Consider the following 17,390-nt stretch of genomic DNA (forward strand, 5'->3'; position numbering starts at 1 on the left):
CGTTTCAGAAACAGCACGACACAGCCAAAAAAGGAGAGAAAGAAGACCCAGATACCCACCGAATAACCCGCAAAGCTGGTCCAAGGGGTGGGTCAGAATTCAATGCAAATCGTGGGTCAGGATTCCATGCAAATCAACACGCCTGTCATTCATTGCGATACCGCCGGCGCGGCCGGCTGGCAGAACAGCTCGCCATTGGCGGCCATATAGTCGGCCAGTCGCCCCGCGTCACGTACATCGAACAGCAACACGCTGGACTCATTCGCATTGAGCACCGCAAGCCGGCTGCCGTCCTGATTGAACGCGAGCGCAAGCGGCCATTCGCCAGTACGATAGGCCGCACGCAGCATGCCGGTCGCGCGCTCGGCCACCAGCGCCGTGTTCTCCTGCGGCAGGCTGAGCGCGATCAGGCGGCCGTCCGGGCTAAACGCGACGTGGTAACTCGTCAGCGCACGACAATACCGAGCTGCCTGGCGCGGCTTCAACGTGTTCGCGTCGTAGGTCGCGACGCCGTCGCGAAACCGCGCAACCAGTTCGCCGGAACCCGGCTGGACCGCGACGTCGAATGCGTCCGCATTGGCGATCGTGCCGACTGGCGCACGCGTCCGCGTATCGAATGCATCAATGCTGCCCGCCACGCCGTTCGTGACGAACAGGCGCCCTCCGTCCGGCGACAGTGCAAGTGCGGCAGGCCGCCCGAACGGCTGGTTGCCGGCGTTCCCGCCGCTCAATGCAATCGGCTTGCCGAGCGTGCGGAACGTCGCGAGGTCGACGACGGATACTGAGTTGGCGACCACGTTGAGCACGTACGCGCGCGTGCCGTCCGGCGACACCGCGACAGCCTGCGGAAAGCGCTGCACCTTCGCGACGCCGTCGACCTGCCCGCTGTCGAGGTCGAGCTTCGCCAGCGAATCGGCATGCATCGAGCTGACATATGCATGGCGTTCGTCCGCAGCGATCGCGATGCCCGCGGCGCCCGTCCCGCGGCAGAAGTTGTGGGGACAACCGTCTTTCACCGCCTTCGCCGGCCGCTCGCCAAGCTCGCGCAAGCGCCGCCCGGCCGCCACGTCGATCACCGCGACGGTGTTGTCGCCGTTGCTGGTGACGTACAGGCGCTTGCCATCCGGTCCGAATGCGATGCCGGCCGGCCCGTCACCGACCGCGATGGCGACCGGTGTATCGGTCGCTGCGGACGGGGCCGGTGCAGACCCGGTCTGCGCGCACGCGCCGGCCGCCAGCATCGCGAGCGCCGCGGGAAACACGGCGCAATGCAGCACGCGCAACTTGAAATCGACCGTCACTCTTTCGCTCCTGGAAAGGGGCACGCAGCATCGAACGCGGCGTCACCACACACTCACGTCCCGCAGTACCGCACCATATCCCGCATACAGATTGCCGTCGGGCAGCAACCGCAACTGCGCGAGTTGCCGATGCACGACCGGCAGGTTATGGAACGGCATCCGCGTGAACAGATGATGTTCGATGTGGAAATGAATCGCGTGCGGGCCGAACAGGAACGTCTGCCATGAACGCCGGACGATCGTGCGCGCGTTGCGGCTCTGATCGGCGCCGGCCGGCAGCCCCGCGTGCTCGAAGATCGCGCGCACCTGCCCGGCGAACGGCAACAAGGTGACGGACGGCACGATCCACAACGCGACGTACAGCAGCGGATGTCCGGCCAGCGCGAGCGCGCCGAACAGCACGCCGTTGCCGGCCAGCATCGATGCGATCTCCCACGCCGCATACGCACGCGATTTTTCGACCTTCGGCAACGCATGCGCGAACGCGCCGCGCGCGAGCTTCACGACGCTCGTCACGTAGCCGACGCCGCACGCATACGCGAGCAGGCGGACGATCAACCGCCGGCGCGTCACCGGATAGTCGCGCACGCCGAACAGCAGCGCGACGGGGTCGTCCGCTTGCATCGGCGCGCGATGGTGCTTCAGATGGCCCGCCCGATACGTGCGCAGCGACAGCCATAGCGGGCCGGCCGCGAGCAGTTGCCCGAGCACGTCGTTGACGCGCCGGTTCCGCGCAAGCAACCCGTGCGCCCCTTCGTGCATCATGACCGCGAGCGCGAGCTGGCTGCGCGCGATCACGATCGCCGCGCACGCGTAGGCCAGCGGATGCGCAAACGCGATCGCAGCGGCAAACGCGGCGGCAATCATCAGCCAGTCACCCGCCAGCGCCATGCCGACACGCGCCGCGCTCACGCGAAACAGCCCGGGATCGGGCACGAACCGGGCGAGCCCGACGTTCGGTCCGGCGCGGTGAACGTGCGCCTCCGTCATGCGAGCCTCCTGCGCGGCGAACGCCGCTCGACCCACAGCGCACTGACCGCCGCGAGCACGAACCCGCCCAGCACGTCCGCGACCGTATGCTGCTTGAGCGTCAGCGTCGACGCGCAGATCAGCAGCCCGATCGCCGCCGCGACACTCCGGCGCCGGTCCACCAGCATCCGGCACGCGAGACACGTCACCGCGACATGCAGGCTCGGGAAGCCGTTGGCCGCAAGATCGAGCGCCCACATGCGCGCCAGACGCCGACGCACGAATGCATTGCCGATCTCGGCGATGTCGGGCCGCGGCACAGCTTCCGGAAATAGCAGGAAGCAGGCCACGCCGAGCACGAACGCGATCAGCACGGCCTCCCTGAACGCGGCGAACGCGGACGGTCGCGCGTACGCGGCGAGCGCAATCACGAACGGAAAGAACGCGACATAGACGAACCACGACCATGCGATGAACGGAATCCGCGCATCGATCGCCGTGGCCAGCACGTAGCGCGGCGTGACGCCGCGCTCCAGCAGAAAGAAGATCGCGAGGCCCGCGACCAGGCCGAATGTCGCGGCCAGCATCTGCCGGACATCGGGCCGGCGATCGTCCTGAAACATGCGCGTATTCATCGCGGCGCTGGTGCCTCGCATCGGGTTGCCGCGTCGGCCGCTCGCGCATGCGGACCCAGCGCGAGGAGGTGCGATGTCCACGCGTCGACACGCGCACGCGCATGCTCGCGGCCCGCTCGCGTCCCCGCCGGCGTACCGGGATCGCGCATCAGTTCGATCGACGCCTGCTCGACCTCGCGCCGGAATGCAGCCGCATCGCCCCGCCATGTGACCACGCGGTGCACGAGTTGCAGCCGTGCCGCGCGCGCGGCGTTGCTCGCCTGTTCGGGCTGATCGGTCTGCACGAGCAGGATCGGACGGCGATACACGCGCGCGATCGACAGCGCGGCCATGCCGGGCGCCGACACGATCAACGGCGCATGCGCGGCGCGCGTCGGCCAGTCGGCATCGACGCCGGTCCAGCCGTCGTGTCCGGCGTAGCCCTCGCCCACGCGGTGGGCGGCGAGCCCCGCGTCGCGCATGCCGGCCGACAGCGCATCGGCGAGCGCGACGTCGCGAAAGTGCGGATTCAGATAAACGGCCGCCGCAACGCATTCGTGCGCCGGCCGTTCGGCAACGATCGGCACCGGCGTCGGCAACCGGCGATGCCGGTGCAAGTGCGGCGCATCGTCGGCGAAGTCGTACGCGAAATCGTGCTCGATACGGGCCCGCGCCGCATCGATCTGCCAGTCGACGATCCGCGCGAAAGCGCGCGCCAGCACGCGCGGCAGTCGTGCATCGAAATTCGCGGTCAACGCGCGGCGCAGGCTGCCGCCATACACGTGGACGACGCGACGCCGCCAGCCCGGCACCGCCCCCATGAACAGCAGCGCCGGATGAAACGAGTCGTTAACCACGAGATCCGCATCGCGAACGATCGCACGCCGCCGCACGATGTCGCGCAGCATGCGGGTCGGCCTGAACACGTAGTGCGCGACATTGCGATCGGTCGCGTCGCGCAGCATGTTCTGCCGCTCGTCGAACTGCACCGCGTAGTGCCGCGACAACACGTCCGCGTCGATGCCGAACGCGGCGAGAAATGCCTGCCCGGCGTCGGACGTCGTCAGCACGTCGACCTGCGCGCCGGCCGCGCGCAATGCATGCACGAGCAGTTGCGCGCGCATCAGATGGCCGCGCGCGTCGGCGGTCGCGAGATAGACGATGCGCGGCATCATGCGCGCGGACGAAGCGACTGGAGCCACCCGGCCGCGACCATCGCCAGCGCGCCCGTCACGCCGAAACCGGCTTCGATCGCGCGGATCTCGTCCAGCAACGCGGCGAGCGACGCGGCCTCGGACGGCTCGACGAGGCGGCGCAGCGTATCGGCGCAAAGCCGGACGTGGCGCGTCTCGTCGGCGAGCACGCGCGACAGCAACGGATACAGCGGATGCGCGTCGCCGATCGTCGCGCAGTGGCGCGCGAGCACGCGCATCGCCATCTGTTCCGCGCACAGGCCGGTCGCATACGCGGGCACGAGTACGCCTTGCGCGAAATGCGGTGCGTAGCGCTGCGCCAGACGACGCCATCGCACGATCTTGCGCCGGCTCAGCCAGTCGGGTTCGTGCGGGCCGGTCGACACGTCGACGCCGCGCCGGCGCAGCGCATCGGCAAATGCGGCCGCGTGGCGGCGCTCGTCCGCGAGATGCTGGTCGATGCGCGGCGCGAGCCAGTCCGGCGGCTGTCCGGTCCAGTCCTCGTGCAGCGCGCACTCGGTCGCTTCTTCGCCGATCAGGTACATGCGCAGCATCCAGCGCTCGCCATGCATGCTGCGATGCAGTTGCCGGATCGCCGCCCGCTTGATGCGATCGACGAGATACGCGCGCATCCGCGCCGTGCCGCGTAACACGGGCGCATCGAGACAATCGAAGCGCTCGCCGTGCCCGGCCTGCGACGACACCGGCAATTCGCTTGCCGCGGTCATGCCGGCTCGCCGCGCGCCGATGAAGATGGCGTCGCGGCAGCCGCCGGATCGCGACGCCAGCCGAGGATCAGCCCGACGAAGCTTTCCTGCATGAACGCATGCGCGGAGGCGGCCGCGCCCGCGAACGCTTCCTCTCGACCATTCACGCGCAGATAGCCGCTGCCGTCGCGCGCGCCGAACTCGATCCGGTCGTTCTTCCGAAAGCCGCGCTCGCGCACGTCCTTCACGAGTGCGCTGCCGTCAAGGCCGAACAGGAACAGCTCGCGCTGTGCGACCCACACCGGAATGTGATTGCTCAGCGCGTCGAAGCGGATCGACCACGTGCCGGACGCGAGCGCGCGATCGACGTCGGCATCGTGCGGCGCGTTCGACGTGAAGCTCGCGCGCGCGACCGCCTTCGTCAGGCCGCCGACACCGAGCGCGATCGTGATGTCGTCCGCCAACGGCTGCTTCGGATCGGTCGCACTCACCTTCACGAGATGGCGCGCCAGCCGCGAGGCGAGCGACGGATGCGCGAACAGCGCAAGCGTTTCGTCCGGCGTGAGCACGTCGCGCTCACGATCGCCGTCCTTCACGCGCACACGATACGGATCGATCCGCACATCGGTGAACGAGCCGTGCACGGGCGCATGGACGTACACGTCGCGGTCCCATTTCCGGCCGTCGCGACGCAGCAGAACGTGCACGCTCAACGGCACGCGCCGCCCGTCGGCATCGACGCCCGTGCCTTGCAGCAGCACGTCGCCGAGCACGTCCTTCGTGCGGCGGTTCGCCTCGCTCGAGAAGACGATCGCGTGCGCATCGGTGTCGATGCTCGCATGACCGTCGGGCGCATCGAGCGCGATGCGATTGCAGTCCGACGCGGCCGCATTCGCGAACGGGCAGCCGCTTTGCGACATGAAGTGATAAATCCCGCGCCCCGCATGATCGACCGGTGCGGCATTGGCGCCGACGCTGGCGGCAAGCAGGGCGAGACAGGCAATGCGAGTGGCGAGTGAGGGCATGGTCGTCGTCGGAACAGAATCAGGATGTCGAAGTGTCGTGGCCGCCGGGCGCGCCGCCGTTTCAATGACGGTGATAGGACAGCGCATCGAGATCGCGCCGGGTCGATGCGCGTCCCGTGAGCCCGAAACCGCGCGCGAGCGCGCCGAGCGTATCGACGGCGGACGCGGCGATCGTGACGCCGGCAGCCGCGAGATAGCGCGCGGCGCCCAGTCGCGGCGACTGCTGGCGATCGAGCGCGCGCAGGCTGTAGCCGAGCCGCATCGCCATCACGCAGAACGGGCCGAGCGGGCCGCTGCGGCCGAGCCACTGCCATCGACGCGGCAGGTACGCGTTCACGAGATACGGCGTCAGCCCGACGCTGTCCTCGCCGCGCATCCAGCGCAGCTTCAGCGACTCGCGATGCGTGTCCGGCAGCCGATGCTCGGTATGCGCGGCCGGCGCGAATTCGACGGCCACGCCGGCCGCCTGCATCCGCAGCCCCATCACCTGGCAATGCGCGCGATAGACGCCGTCGAGCGGCTCATAGCGAAATTGCGCGAACACGTCACGCCGAAACGCGACGTTGTTCGCGTAGAAGTTGCGCGTCGCGCCATCACGCAGCGGGCTCGGGAAATACATGAAATCGATCGACGTCAGCGCGATGCCGAGCACGTCGGGCGCGTAGCTGGTTCGCCCCGCCACCGCGACGGGCGCGTCGCCCGCGTCGCGTGCGAACGGCGCGAGCAGGTGCTCGAGCCAGTCGTCGGCCGGCCGGCAATCGGCATCGCCGAATACGACGACGTCGCAGCGATCGGCATCGACGCGATCGAAGCCGTCGTTCTTCGCATCATAGTAGCCGGTGCTCGCGCCGATCTCGACGAAGTCGATCGGGCGGCCGGCCAGCGCGGCGATTTCCGCGCACGCGTCGGCGGGCAGGCCGTCATGCGTGATGATCCATTGCGCAAGGGCGGCCGGCGGCACGGTCTGTTTCGACAGCGCCGCCACGAGGCGTTTCAGGCTGTCGACGGCCTGCGCGAGGCCCGCGCCGCCGCGCAGGTTGTTGGTCTCCAGCACAAGCGCGGCCCGCGCGGCCACGGAACGGGCGGCCGCGCGCGTCCGCGCTGCGGTGTCGGTGACGTTCGGCATCCGGAATATCTCCATCGTCATGCGCGGCGGCATGGACAAAACGAAAGGACGGCGGGCCTGCGGCACGCCGGCGAATGCGGGCGGCGCGGACATCGTCGCGCAGCGGGCGGCCTCGGCGGGCGCCCGCTGCGCGTGCCGTCACTCCTGGATCGACGGCGCGGAATCGGCGTCGGTATAGCGTGGCTTCGCGTTCTGCAAGTCGCGCGTGTTCTTCTGCACGGCCACCGAGCCGAACAGCGCGAGCACGAACGACATCGCGTAAAAGCCCTTCTCGCTCAATTGCAGCGTCGCGTTGAAGAGACCGACGATCAGCAGCGCGATCGACAGCAGCAGCGCGATCCAGCTGAGGCCGTAGTAGATGCCGGTGACGGGAATGCCTTCGGCGCGGTCGCGCACGCTCTTTTGCAGCGAGATTGCCGCATAGAGGCCGAACACCAGCACGGTGAAGTAGTAACCCTTCTCGTTGAGCTGCATGCCGGCGTTCCAGAGCCCGATCAGGAAGGCCGCGAAACCGGCGATCAGCGCGGCCCACGATGCGGCCACGAACGCGAACGACGGTTGCTGGATGGTGGTCTGGTTCATTGCGTTGCCCTCTCTTTCTTGTTGTTCGAAATCGTTGTCATTGAACTGCGTTTTGCGCATGGTAGCAGCTTTGGCGCGCGTCACGACGGCCCCGCCGCGCATCCGCCGCAAGCGCGAGCCGCGGTTGATGCAATGCATCCATGCGACGATTGCGCTGAAAATTGACACCCTGACGTATCCACACCCTCCTCGACAGCGATCAGAATAGCGTTGCATCGCCCGAGATCGCGGCGCCCGCCGCCCTCCTCACTCTTCTCGACAAGGACGCATCATGCTGAACTGGAACGAATACCGGAAGGAACTCTCGACGCGTATCGGCGACATCGCCAAGCTGTCGCCCGATACGCTGGCCGGTTACCAGGCGCTGGCCGGCGCCGGCGCCAAGACGGGCCATCTCGACGCGAAAACGCGCGAGCTGATCGCGCTCGCGGTGGCCGTCACGACGCGCTGCGACGGCTGTATCGCCGTGCATACGGCCGAAGCGGCCAAGCATGGCGCGACCAAGGGGGAAGTGGCGGAAGCGCTCGGCGTCGCGATCGCGTTGAATGCGGGCGCGGCGCTCGTCTATTCGGCGCGCGTGATGGACGCGCTCGGCGACTGAGCCGGCGCGGTGCGGCACGATCGTCGTGCCGCACCCCATTCATTGTTGCGTTGCGTGGCGCCCGGCCGCCGGCTGGGCGATTGCGTATCGCGCGCACGAGCCTGCCATGTGTGACGAATGTGGCGACTCGCGTGGACGCGTAAGCGTCCCGGAGTCGGCTACCATGCGCGAACGATCCATCGTGAAGGAGCGCTCCATGTGCCGCTGGCTCGCTTATACGGGTAATCCGATCCATCTGGAAACCGTGCTGTTCCGCGCGAAGCATTCGCTGATCGACCAGAGCCTGCATTCGGAGCTGGGCGCGACGACCACCAACGGCGACGGCTTCGGCATCGGCTGGTACGGGCATCCCGACGAACTTCCGTTCCGCTATCGCTCCGTGCATCCCGCCTGGAACGACCGCAACCTGCGCGAGGCCGCGCGTGCGATCCGCTCGCCGATGTTCATCGCGCACATTCGCGCGGCGACCGACACGCCCGTGCAGGAAACCAACTGCCATCCGTTCCGCCACGGCCGCTGGCTGTTCGCGCACAACGGGCTGATCCGCGACTTCCACAAGCTGCGCCGCGACCTGACGATGAAGGTCGATCCCGCGCTGTTTCCGACGCTCGAAGGCTCGACCGACTCCGAACTGATGTTCCGCCTCGCGCTGACGTACGGTCTCGAACAGGCGCCGCTGCCGGCGCTCGAACGGATGGTCGGCGTGGTGGAGGAAACCGCCGCGCGGCATCGCGTCGCCGATCCGCTCAACATGACGATCTGCGCGACCGACGGCGAACGGATCGTCGCGGCGCGCTATTCGAGCGAACGGCAATCGCGCTCGCTGTTCCACAGCACGTCGTTCAAGCACCTGCACGCGCTGTATCCGCATAACCCGCGCATCGCGGAAGCAGGCGACGATGCGTTCATGGTCGTGTCGGAGCCGCTCGTCGATCTGCGCGGCGCGTGGGAGGAAGTGCCGGAGGGCATGGCGATCGTCGCGCACGGCGCCGATGTGCAGCAGCGGCCGTTCGGGCCGCGGCACAAATGACGTGCCGCAGTCCTGACGAAATCCAGCGTATTCAGGTAGCGAATACTTCAGCGCGACAGGGCAATCGCGGCGATCCGGCTTTTAACGGGGCCGGCGCTCGGTGCCGCCGACGCAATCGGAAGGGATGCAATCGTCGCCCGGCAAATAAGGTCGGAAAACATGCCCTCGGATAATTCCCCAATTCGATAATGAGTGACAGAGACGCATCGCGACAGCGGCCCGTGCTGGCTATTGCGATTTTTCGCTGAATAAAAAATTAATCCCCTTGTGACTTCATGTCGACTCGGAATCCAGGTCGATAAATCGACACGAGACCGAGAATCCTGTCGACCACATTATTTCGAATCATTACAACGGGCCGGCAATCATTACCGGACGGACGCGGTGTGCACACCATCGCGCCGCTTGAAGGCAAACGCTTATTCCTGATCAAAATATTCAACTTACCAATTTTTAAAGGCACCGTTACAATTCGGCGACGAATGAATTCGCCTCAATAAAGTACGACGCCGTTACCGGCACATCGAATCCGAGATGACGCAAGATCGCCCCAATTCCCGCCCTGTCATGTCGACGGGCAATCAATCCGTGCTTTCCAGCATGAAGCCGGACCATGCGTTCGTGGTATGGCTCACCGGGGTGTCCGGTGCCGGTAAATCGACGCTGTCGAATCTTCTGAAGGAACAGCTCGATGCGCGCGGCCTTCGGACTTTTCTGCTGGACGGCGACCAGCTTCGCGAAGGATTGAACCAGGATCTCGGATTCAGCGACGCAGACCGCCACGAGAACATTCGTCGGACGGCCGAGGTCGCGCGCCTGATGGTGGCTGCCGGCCTCGTCGTCATCGTTGCGCTGATCTCGCCGTTTCGGGACGCACGCGCGAAAGCGCGCGCACGTTTCCCGCAGGGCATGTTTTTCGAAGTCTTCGTCGATGTTGCGCTGGATGTGGCGGAAGCGCGCGACCCCAAAGGGCTCTACGCGCGGGCAAGGCAAGGGACGCTTCGGCAGTTCACCGGCATCGAATCGACCTATGAAAAACCGGTATCGCCCGACGTGCACGTGCGCACGGGCGAAGCAGGTCCGCGGGAATGCGTGCACGCGATCATGCAGAAATTGCCGTTGAACGGCTGATGCACGTCGTCGACCGTCGTCCGCTGCCCGTCGTGAACCTCCATCGCCGCGAACATCGCGCCATCGTTGGCCACCGCGGCGCGACCTGACCGAAAACCAGTCGACCTACATCCCGCTCGGCGCGCGTCACGACAGGCCGGACCTCGAATGGGCGGCACGCACCCACGTCCTGCCCGCTTTTCATTACGTCAACCAATGTCAGCCCGGTTGCCCGCGCTTCACAGGTCAGGTTATAAAAGCGCCTCCCATTCCGGCGCATGCGCCGCCCTTTTACCCTCGACTTCGGAGAACGCGTGATCGATCTCGTCACCGCCCAGCAATTCCTGATGACCCGCGGCCTCGACTTCGGCCTCAACCTCCTCGCCGCGATCGTGTTGTGGTTCGTCGGCCGCTGGGCGATCCGCATCGGTACCCGCCTGCTCGGCAAGGTCGTTCGCCGCAGCGGCAAGGTCGACCCGACGCTCACCGACTACCTGACCTCCGTCGTCGGCGTGCTGCTGACGATCCTGCTCATCCTCGCGATCCTGCAGATCTTCGGCGTACAGACGACCTCGTTCGCCGCGCTGCTCGCCGGCCTCGGCCTCGCGATCGGCACCGCCTGGGGCGGCCTGCTCGCGCATTTCGCCGCCGGCGTGTTCATGCAGGTGCTGCGCCCGTTCAAGATCGGCGACGTGATCAGCGCGGGCGGCGTCACGGGCACCGTGAAGGAACTCGGCCTGTTCGGCACGACGATCATCACCGCCGACAACATCGTGACGATCGTCGGCAACAACAAGATCTTCTCGGACAACATCGCGAACTACAGCGCGACGCCGCACCGCCGCGTCGACCTGACGGCGAAGATCGCGCATAGCGTCGATGCGGCCGATGCGATCAACCGCCTGAAGACGCAGATCCAGCTGGTGCCGAACGTGCTGAAGGTACCGGCGCCGGACGTCGGCGTGCTGCAGTTCACGCCGGAAGGCCCGCTGCTGTTCGTGCGCCCGTCGACTCAGCCGGAGAACTACTGGCAGGTGTACTGCGACACCCATCGCGTGATTCTCGACACGTTCCGCGAAGCCGGCTATCCGACGCCCGAAACGCCGGTCTCGCAACGCAACGCGTAACGAAAGCAGCGGCCGAACCGCACGGACGAAAAAAAAGCGTGGCAGCCGTAAACTGCCACGCTTTTTCATTGCGCCGAAGCGCGTCGCGTCAGTGCCCGCCCGCCTTCGGCGTCCCGTCCGAGCGTCGCCCGCGCACGAGCTTCCATACCGCGCCGAGCGCGACCGGCACGATCGCCGCGCCGATCCCGACCAGCACGATCACGTTCAGGTACTGGCGGACGAACGGGATGTTGCCGAAGAAATACCCGAGCAGCACGAGCAGCAGCACCCACACCAGCGCGCCGATCACGTTGAACAACTGGAAGCGCGCGACGCTCATCGACGACGCCCCCGCGACGAACGGCGCGAACGTGCGCACGACCGGAATGAAGCGCGCGAGCACGATCGTCTTGCCGCCGTGCTTGTCGTAGAACGAGTGGGTCTTCTGCAGCGCGGCGCGATCGAGGAAGCGCTCGAGCACCGGGATATGCGTATTGAACACCTTCGGGCCGACCCAGCGGCCGATCAGGTAGTTCACGGTGTTGCCGGTAATCGCCGCGACGAGCAGCAGCACGATCAGTGCGCCGACGTTCATTTCGCCCGTCGCCGCGAACGCGCCGCCGATGAACAGCAGCGAATCGCCGGGCAGGAACGGGAACACGACGAGGCCCGTCTCGCAGAACACGATCAGGAACAGCACGAGATAGACCCACGCACCGTACTGCCGGATGAAATCGCCGAGGAAAGCGTCGATATGCAGGACAAGGTTGACGAAATGAAGCAGCGTATCCAAATGCGATTCCTCGAAGGCGATGGGGCCGGAACGGCCGGAACAGGCCAGACATGGCCGAGGCGGCCGCCAGCCAAGGCGGCGCGTGCAACGGGGTGATGATACCGAAACTACCTTAAGGCTCCGTGAAAAAACGTAACGGCCGGCCGCCCCGGCACGCGTTCGCGGCCTCGCTATAATTCGGCCATGTCCGATATCACCGAAACGGCCGCGGGCGCCCCGCCCGCCCCCGCCGCGCGCCCGCTGCGCGCGATCCAGCCCCTGCCCGACCAGCTGATCAGCCAGATCGCCGCCGGCGAGGTCGTCGAACGCCCGGCGTCGGTCGTCAAGGAACTGCTCGAGAACGCAATGGATGCCGGCGCAACGACGCTGCGCATCGTGCTGGAAGAAGGCGGCGTCAAGCGCATCTCGATCACCGACGACGGCTGCGGGATTCCGCCGGACGAACTGGCGCTCGCGCTGATGCGCCACGCGACCAGCAAGATCCGCTCGCTCGAGGAGCTCGAGGCGGTCGCGACGCTCGGTTTTCGCGGCGAAGCGCTCGCGTCGATCGCGTCGGTCGCCGAGATGTCGATCACGAGCCGGACGGCCGATGCCGCGCACGCGATGAAGATCGACGCGCAGACGGGCGTGCTGTCGCCCGCCGCCGGCTCGATCGGCACGACGATCGAGGTGCGCGAGCTGTACTTCAACACGCCCGCGCGACGCAAGTTCCTGAAGAGCGAGCAGACCGAATTCGGCCACTGCCTGGAAATGATCCGCCGCGCGGCGCTCGCGCGGCCGGACGTCGCGATCTCGGTGCTGCACAACGGCAAGGCCGTCGAGCACTGGAATGCGACCGAGCCCGCGCAGCGCGTCGCGAAAATCCTCGGCGACAGCTTCGCGACCGCGCACCTGCCGCTCGACGAGCAGGCCGGCCCGCTCGCCGTGTACGGCTGCGCCGGCTTGCCGACCGCGAGCCGCGGGCGCGCCGACCAGCAGTATTTCTTCGTGAACGGCCGCTTCGTGCGCGACAAGCTGCTGACGCACGCGGTGCGTGCGGCCTACGAGGACGTGCTGCACGGCGACCGCTATCCGTCGTACGTGCTGTTCCTCGACCTGCCGCCCGAAGCCGTCGACGTGAACGTGCATCCGTCGAAGATCGAAGTGCGGTTCCGCGATTCGCGCTCGATCCACCAGTACGTGTTCCATGCGGTCCAGCGGGCGCTCGCGCGCCATGCGGGCGCGTCGCCGGAAACCACGGCGGGCGGCCATGCCGCGCATCTCGAACCCGCGCCGCGCGGGCCGTCGTCGTTCCTCGACACGCCGCTCGGCCAAAGCCCGGGCCACGCGAGAGGCGGCAGCGGTGGAATCGGCGGCAGCGGCTTCTCGTCGCCGTCGTCGTCATCGTCGTCCGGCAACACGTGGATGCGTCAGGCGCGGATGACGCAAGGCACGCTGCCCGTCGCGCAGCCGCTCGCGCTCTACGACGCGCTGTTCGGCCGCAAGGACAGCGGCGCGGGCACGCCGGACGGCACGACGCTCATCGCCCGCGATGCGGCCGATTCGGCCGACGCGCCGGTCGCGCCGCTGCCGGGCTTCGCCGCGTCGCCGCTCGCGGCCGGCGCGCACGACGACCAGCCGCTCGGCTTCGCGCTCGGCCAGATCCACGGGATCTACGTGCTGGCACAGAATGCGTACGGCCTCGTGATCGTCGACATGCACGCGGCGCACGAGCGGATCCTGTACGAGCAGTTCAAGAACGCGCTCGCCGACCGCACGGTCGCCGTGCAGTCGCTGCTGCTGCCGATCTCGATGACGGCCACCCCGGTCGAGATCGGCACGGTCGAGGAAGAACGCGACACGCTCGAATCGCTCGGCTTCGACCTCGCGGTGCTGTCGCCGACGACGCTCGCGATCCGCGCGGTGCCGGCGCTGCTGAAGGACGCCGACCTGCAGTCGCTCGCGCGCGCGGTGCTCGCCGACCTGCACGCGTTCGGCGGCTCGCGCGTGCTCACCGAGCGCCAGCACGAACTGCTCGGCACGCTCGCGTGCCATCACGCGGTGCGCGCGAACCGGCGCCTGACGCTCGACGAGATGAACGCGCTGCTGCGCCAGATGGAGGCGACCGAGCGCGCGGACCAGTGCAATCACGGCCGGCCGACCTGGTATCAGCTCACGCTGAACGATCTGGACCGTCTCTTCATGCGCGGGCAATGAGCGCTTCCTCGCAGTCCAGCCCGACGACGATCGCCTGCCTGCTCGGCCCCACCGCTTCGGGGAAGACCGCCGCGGCGCTGGCGCTCGCCGCGCGCCGCCCGATCGAGATCGTCAGCGTCGATTCCGCGCTCGTCTACCGCGACATGGATATCGGCACCGCGAAACCGTCGCGCGACGAGCGCGCGAGCGTGCCGCATCACCTGATCGACATCATCGACCCGGCCGACGCGTATTCGGCCGCGGAATTCCGCGCGGACACGCTGCGCCTGATCGGCGAGATCGTCGCGCGCGGCCGCACGCCGTTGCTCGCGGGCGGCACGATGCTGTACTACAAGGCGCTGACGCAAGGGCTCAACGACCTGCCGGGCGCCGATCCGGAGGTCCGCGCGGCACTCGACGCCGACGCCGCGCGCGATGGCTGGCCCGCGCTGCACGCGCGGCTCGCGCAGGTCGATCCCGACACGGCCGCGCGGCTTGCGCCGAACGATTCGCAGCGGATCCAGCGTGCGCTCGAAATCTTCATGTTGAGCGGGCAGCCGATGTCGGCGCTGCTCGCCGCGCCGCGCCGCACGGACGATGCGGCCGCCGCGTACCGCTTCGTGCCGGTCGCGCTCGAGCCGTCGGACCGCGCGGTGCTGCACGCGCGGATCGCGCAGCGCTTCGACGCGATGCTCGACGCGGGCTTCATCGACGAAGTCGAACGGCTGCGCCGCCGCGACGATCTCCATCCCGACCTGCCGTCGATGCGTTGCGTCGGCTACCGGCAAGCATGGGAATTCCTCGACGGCGACACCGACTACCGGACGATGCGCGACAAGGGCATCTTCGCGACACGTCAGCTTTGCAAGCGCCAGATCACGTGGCTGCGCGCGATGCCGGAGCGGATCGTCGTCGATTGCATCGCGCCGGATTCGACGGCCCGCACGCTCGACGCGCTTGAACGCGTCCTGGACGGTCGCACGCCGGGCTGACCACTCAGCCGGCCTGACGCGCCGCCAGGCGCGCGCGGGCGCCGTCGACGATCCACGCGATACCGCGCTCGAACGCTTCGTCGTCGCTGCGCTCGCGCAGCGCGGCCCAGCCTTTCGCGAACAACGGATACTCGGCCGCATCCGGCAGCGGCGCATCGGCACCTGCCCCCGGCCCCGCCTGCTCTTCCAGCACCCATCCGACCACGAAGCGGCCGATCGCGACCATCACGTCGACCGCCTCGTCCGGCGCGAACCCCGCGTCGCCCAGCAGCGCGACCTTGCGTTCGATCGAGCTGAAATGCAGCGTGCGCGGCCGCGTGCCGGCGTGCAGGCGCGCGCCGTCGCGATAGGCGAGCAGCGCGCGGCGAAAACTGCGCGCATTCTCCGCGAGCCACGCATCCCACACGTCGCCCGGCCGCGGCAGCGACGCGCCGTGACGCTCGAGCATGATCGCCTCGGCCACCGCGTCGAGCAGCTCGGCCTTGTTCCTGAAATGCCAGTACAGCGTCGGCGACTGCACGCCGAGCCGTTCGGCGAGCCGCCGCGTCGACAGCCCGTCGATCCCCACCTCATTCAGCAAATCGAGCGCCGCGCGCAATACCGTGTCGCGCGTCAGCCGCGCGCCTGTGTCCTTCATCTCTATCACCGATAGGGAAAGTGTGGAATACTTCGCACTCTATCATCGATAGAGTGATGCTCTTGAATCCGTCCCTGATTGCCATCCTGGCCACGGTCCTGCTCGACGCGATCGGCGTCGGGATCGTGATGCCGATCCTGCCCGGGCTGCTGCGCTCCCTCGACGCCGCGGGCAGCACCGACACCCACTACGGCATCCTGCTCGCGCTGTACGCGTTCGCGCAGTTCCTGTGCGCGCCGCCGCTCGGCGCGCTGAGCGACCGTTTCGGCCGCCGCCCGGTGCTGCTCGCATCGCTCGCGGGCGCCGCGCTCGACTATCTGCTGATGGCGCTCGCGCCGACACTCGCGTGGCTGTACGTCGGCCGGCTGATCGCGGGCATCAGCGGCGCGAACGTCGCGGTCGCCACCGCGTACGTGACCGACGTGACGGCCGAGCCCGACCGCGCACGGCGCTTCGGCCAGCTCGGCGCGATGATGGGCATCGGCTTCATCGCCGGCCCGCTGATCGGCGGGCTGCTCGGCGCGCTGCACCTGCGTGCGCCGTTCGTCGCGGCCGCGTTGCTCAATGCGCTGAATCTCGTGCTCGTATGGCGCGTACTGCCGGAATCGCGGCCGCATTCGGCCCGCGAAGCCCGGACGGCCAGCGCGCTCAATCCGTTCGCGAGCCTGCGACGGCTGAGCGGTGCGCCCGCGCTCGCGCCGCTGGTCGGCATCTACGTGATCGTGGCACTCGTGTCGCAGGCGCCCGCGACGCTGTGGATCCTGTACGGCCAGGAGCATTTCGGCTGGTCGACGCCGGTCGCGGGGCTGTCGCTCGCCGGTTACGGTGCGTGCCACGCGCTCGCGCAGGCATTCGCGATCGGGCCGCTGATCGCGCGGCTCGGCGAGCGGCGCGCGCTCGCGTTGGGTCTTGCAGGCGATGCGCTCGGGCTGGCCGTCATCGCGTTCGCGACCGCCGCATGGGTGCCGTTCGCGCTGCTGCCGCTGTTCGCGGCCGGCGGCATGACGCTGCCGGCGTTGCAGGCGATGCTCGCGCGGCAGGTCGACGATGCGCGGCAGGGCGAACTGCAGGGCACGCTGGCGAGCGTGGCGAGCCTGATCGGCGTCGCGGGGCCACTGGTCGTCACCGCGACCTACGCGGCGACGCGCGCGACGTGGCCGGGGCTCGTGTGGGCCGCGGCCGCGCTGCTGTACCTGTTCGTGCCGCCGTTGCTGGCCGGCGCGCGCCCGGCGAGCGCGCCGCGAGCGTCCGCGTAAGCGTCGACGCGCGTCCGACCGCCACGCGGCGCATCGAGTAGGGTGAGGGGTTACCCCCTCAGCCCTCTCACACCACCGTACGTGCGGGTCCGCATACGGCGGTTCAGTTAATGCTCTGGAGGCGATCCACCGTGCGGCGGATCGAGATCAGTCCCCGTGCATCGAAGTAGGCA

The 17,390-nt window shown here is 68.0% G+C and carries 17 protein-coding genes; 7 read left to right on the forward strand and 10 right to left on the reverse strand.

The window, feature by feature from the left end:
* Positions 1-149: 149 nt before the first annotated feature.
* The 8 genes from HWX55_RS35435 to yiaA all read right to left on the reverse strand — a co-directional run bounded on the left by HWX55_RS35435 (position 150) and on the right by yiaA (position 7,517).
* Positions 150-1,301: a beta-propeller fold lactonase family protein gene (locus HWX55_RS35435; protein ID WP_175979034.1), complete on the reverse strand. Its 1,152-nt coding sequence runs from the start codon at positions 1,299-1,301 to the stop codon at positions 150-152.
* Between the two features lie 42 nt (positions 1,302-1,343).
* Positions 1,344-2,291: a fatty acid desaturase family protein gene (locus HWX55_RS35440; RefSeq protein ID WP_175979035.1), complete on the reverse strand. Its 948-nt coding sequence runs from the start codon at positions 2,289-2,291 to the stop codon at positions 1,344-1,346.
* Positions 2,288-2,893, reverse strand: a complete 606-nt coding sequence (locus HWX55_RS35445) for a phosphatase PAP2 family protein (protein ID WP_244140706.1) — start codon at positions 2,891-2,893, stop codon at positions 2,288-2,290. Before HWX55_RS35445 ends, HWX55_RS35440 begins: the two co-directional genes overlap by 4 nt.
* 8 nt (positions 2,894-2,901) lie before the next feature.
* A complete protein-coding gene (locus HWX55_RS35450; RefSeq protein ID WP_175979037.1) occupies positions 2,902-4,059 on the reverse strand; it encodes a hypothetical protein in 1,158 nt (385 codons plus the stop codon).
* Positions 4,056-4,805 (reverse strand): hypothetical protein, encoded by a 750-nt coding sequence (locus tag HWX55_RS35455; RefSeq protein ID WP_175979038.1) that lies wholly within the window; start codon positions 4,803-4,805, stop codon positions 4,056-4,058. The genes HWX55_RS35450 and HWX55_RS35455 overlap by 4 nt, the downstream gene beginning before the upstream one ends.
* Positions 4,802-5,809, reverse strand: coding sequence for a hypothetical protein (locus HWX55_RS35460; protein ID WP_175979039.1), 1,008 nt, complete (start codon positions 5,807-5,809; stop codon positions 4,802-4,804). Before HWX55_RS35460 ends, HWX55_RS35455 begins: the two co-directional genes overlap by 4 nt.
* Positions 5,810-5,870: 61 nt before the next feature.
* Positions 5,871-6,935, reverse strand: coding sequence for a glycosyltransferase family 2 protein (locus HWX55_RS35465; protein WP_175979040.1), 1,065 nt, complete (start codon positions 6,933-6,935; stop codon positions 5,871-5,873).
* Positions 6,936-7,073: 138 nt separating this feature from the next.
* Entirely contained in the window at positions 7,074-7,517 is a 444-nt protein-coding gene (gene yiaA / locus HWX55_RS35470) for an inner membrane protein YiaA (protein WP_050011812.1), read from the reverse strand.
* Between the two features lie 271 nt (positions 7,518-7,788).
* Between yiaA and HWX55_RS35475 the strand changes: the two genes are divergently transcribed.
* The 4 genes from HWX55_RS35475 to HWX55_RS35490 all read left to right on the forward strand — a co-directional run bounded on the left by HWX55_RS35475 (position 7,789) and on the right by HWX55_RS35490 (position 11,385).
* Positions 7,789-8,118: a carboxymuconolactone decarboxylase family protein gene (locus tag HWX55_RS35475; protein WP_175979041.1), complete on the forward strand. Its 330-nt coding sequence runs from the start codon at positions 7,789-7,791 to the stop codon at positions 8,116-8,118.
* Between the two features lie 196 nt (positions 8,119-8,314).
* Positions 8,315-9,148 (forward strand): class II glutamine amidotransferase, encoded by an 834-nt coding sequence (locus tag HWX55_RS35480; protein ID WP_050011751.1) that lies wholly within the window; start codon positions 8,315-8,317, stop codon positions 9,146-9,148.
* A gap of 567 nt (positions 9,149-9,715) precedes the next feature.
* Positions 9,716-10,279, forward strand: coding sequence for an adenylyl-sulfate kinase (gene cysC, locus HWX55_RS35485; protein ID WP_175979048.1), 564 nt, complete (start codon positions 9,716-9,718; stop codon positions 10,277-10,279).
* Between the two features lie 293 nt (positions 10,280-10,572).
* Complete coding sequence (locus tag HWX55_RS35490) at positions 10,573-11,385, forward strand: mechanosensitive ion channel family protein (RefSeq protein ID WP_175979042.1); 813 nt, start codon at positions 10,573-10,575, stop codon at positions 11,383-11,385.
* 88 nt (positions 11,386-11,473) lie between these two features.
* Here HWX55_RS35490 and HWX55_RS35495 read toward each other — a convergent pair whose 3' ends face one another.
* Positions 11,474-12,157 (reverse strand): DedA family protein, encoded by a 684-nt coding sequence (locus tag HWX55_RS35495; protein WP_175979043.1) that lies wholly within the window; start codon positions 12,155-12,157, stop codon positions 11,474-11,476.
* A gap of 183 nt (positions 12,158-12,340) precedes the next feature.
* On the opposite strand from HWX55_RS35495, the gene mutL reads away from it, so the two are divergent.
* Both mutL and miaA read left to right on the forward strand, forming a co-directional pair.
* Positions 12,341-14,353 (forward strand): DNA mismatch repair endonuclease MutL, encoded by a 2,013-nt coding sequence (gene mutL / locus HWX55_RS35500; protein ID WP_175979044.1) that lies wholly within the window; start codon positions 12,341-12,343, stop codon positions 14,351-14,353.
* Entirely contained in the window at positions 14,350-15,324 is a 975-nt protein-coding gene (miaA, locus tag HWX55_RS35505; RefSeq protein ID WP_175979045.1) for a tRNA (adenosine(37)-N6)-dimethylallyltransferase MiaA, read from the forward strand. The genes mutL and miaA overlap by 4 nt, the downstream gene beginning before the upstream one ends.
* A 4-nt stretch (positions 15,325-15,328) precedes the next feature.
* Here miaA and tetR read toward each other — a convergent pair whose 3' ends face one another.
* Positions 15,329-15,961 carry a tetracycline resistance transcriptional repressor TetR gene (tetR, locus tag HWX55_RS35510; protein WP_175979046.1) on the reverse strand — a complete coding sequence of 211 codons (633 nt, stop codon included), beginning with the start codon at positions 15,959-15,961 and terminating at the stop codon, positions 15,329-15,331.
* Positions 15,962-16,017: 56 nt separating this feature from the next.
* Between tetR and tet the strand changes: the two genes are divergently transcribed.
* Positions 16,018-17,217, forward strand: a complete 1,200-nt coding sequence (tet, locus tag HWX55_RS35515) for a Tet(A)/Tet(B)/Tet(C) family tetracycline efflux MFS transporter (RefSeq protein WP_175979047.1) — start codon at positions 16,018-16,020, stop codon at positions 17,215-17,217.
* Positions 17,218-17,390 lie beyond the last annotated feature (173 nt).

The sequence above is a fragment of the Burkholderia sp. BCC1047 genome (assembly GCF_902833155.1).
Classification (GTDB): domain Bacteria; phylum Pseudomonadota; class Gammaproteobacteria; order Burkholderiales; family Burkholderiaceae; genus Burkholderia; species Burkholderia sola.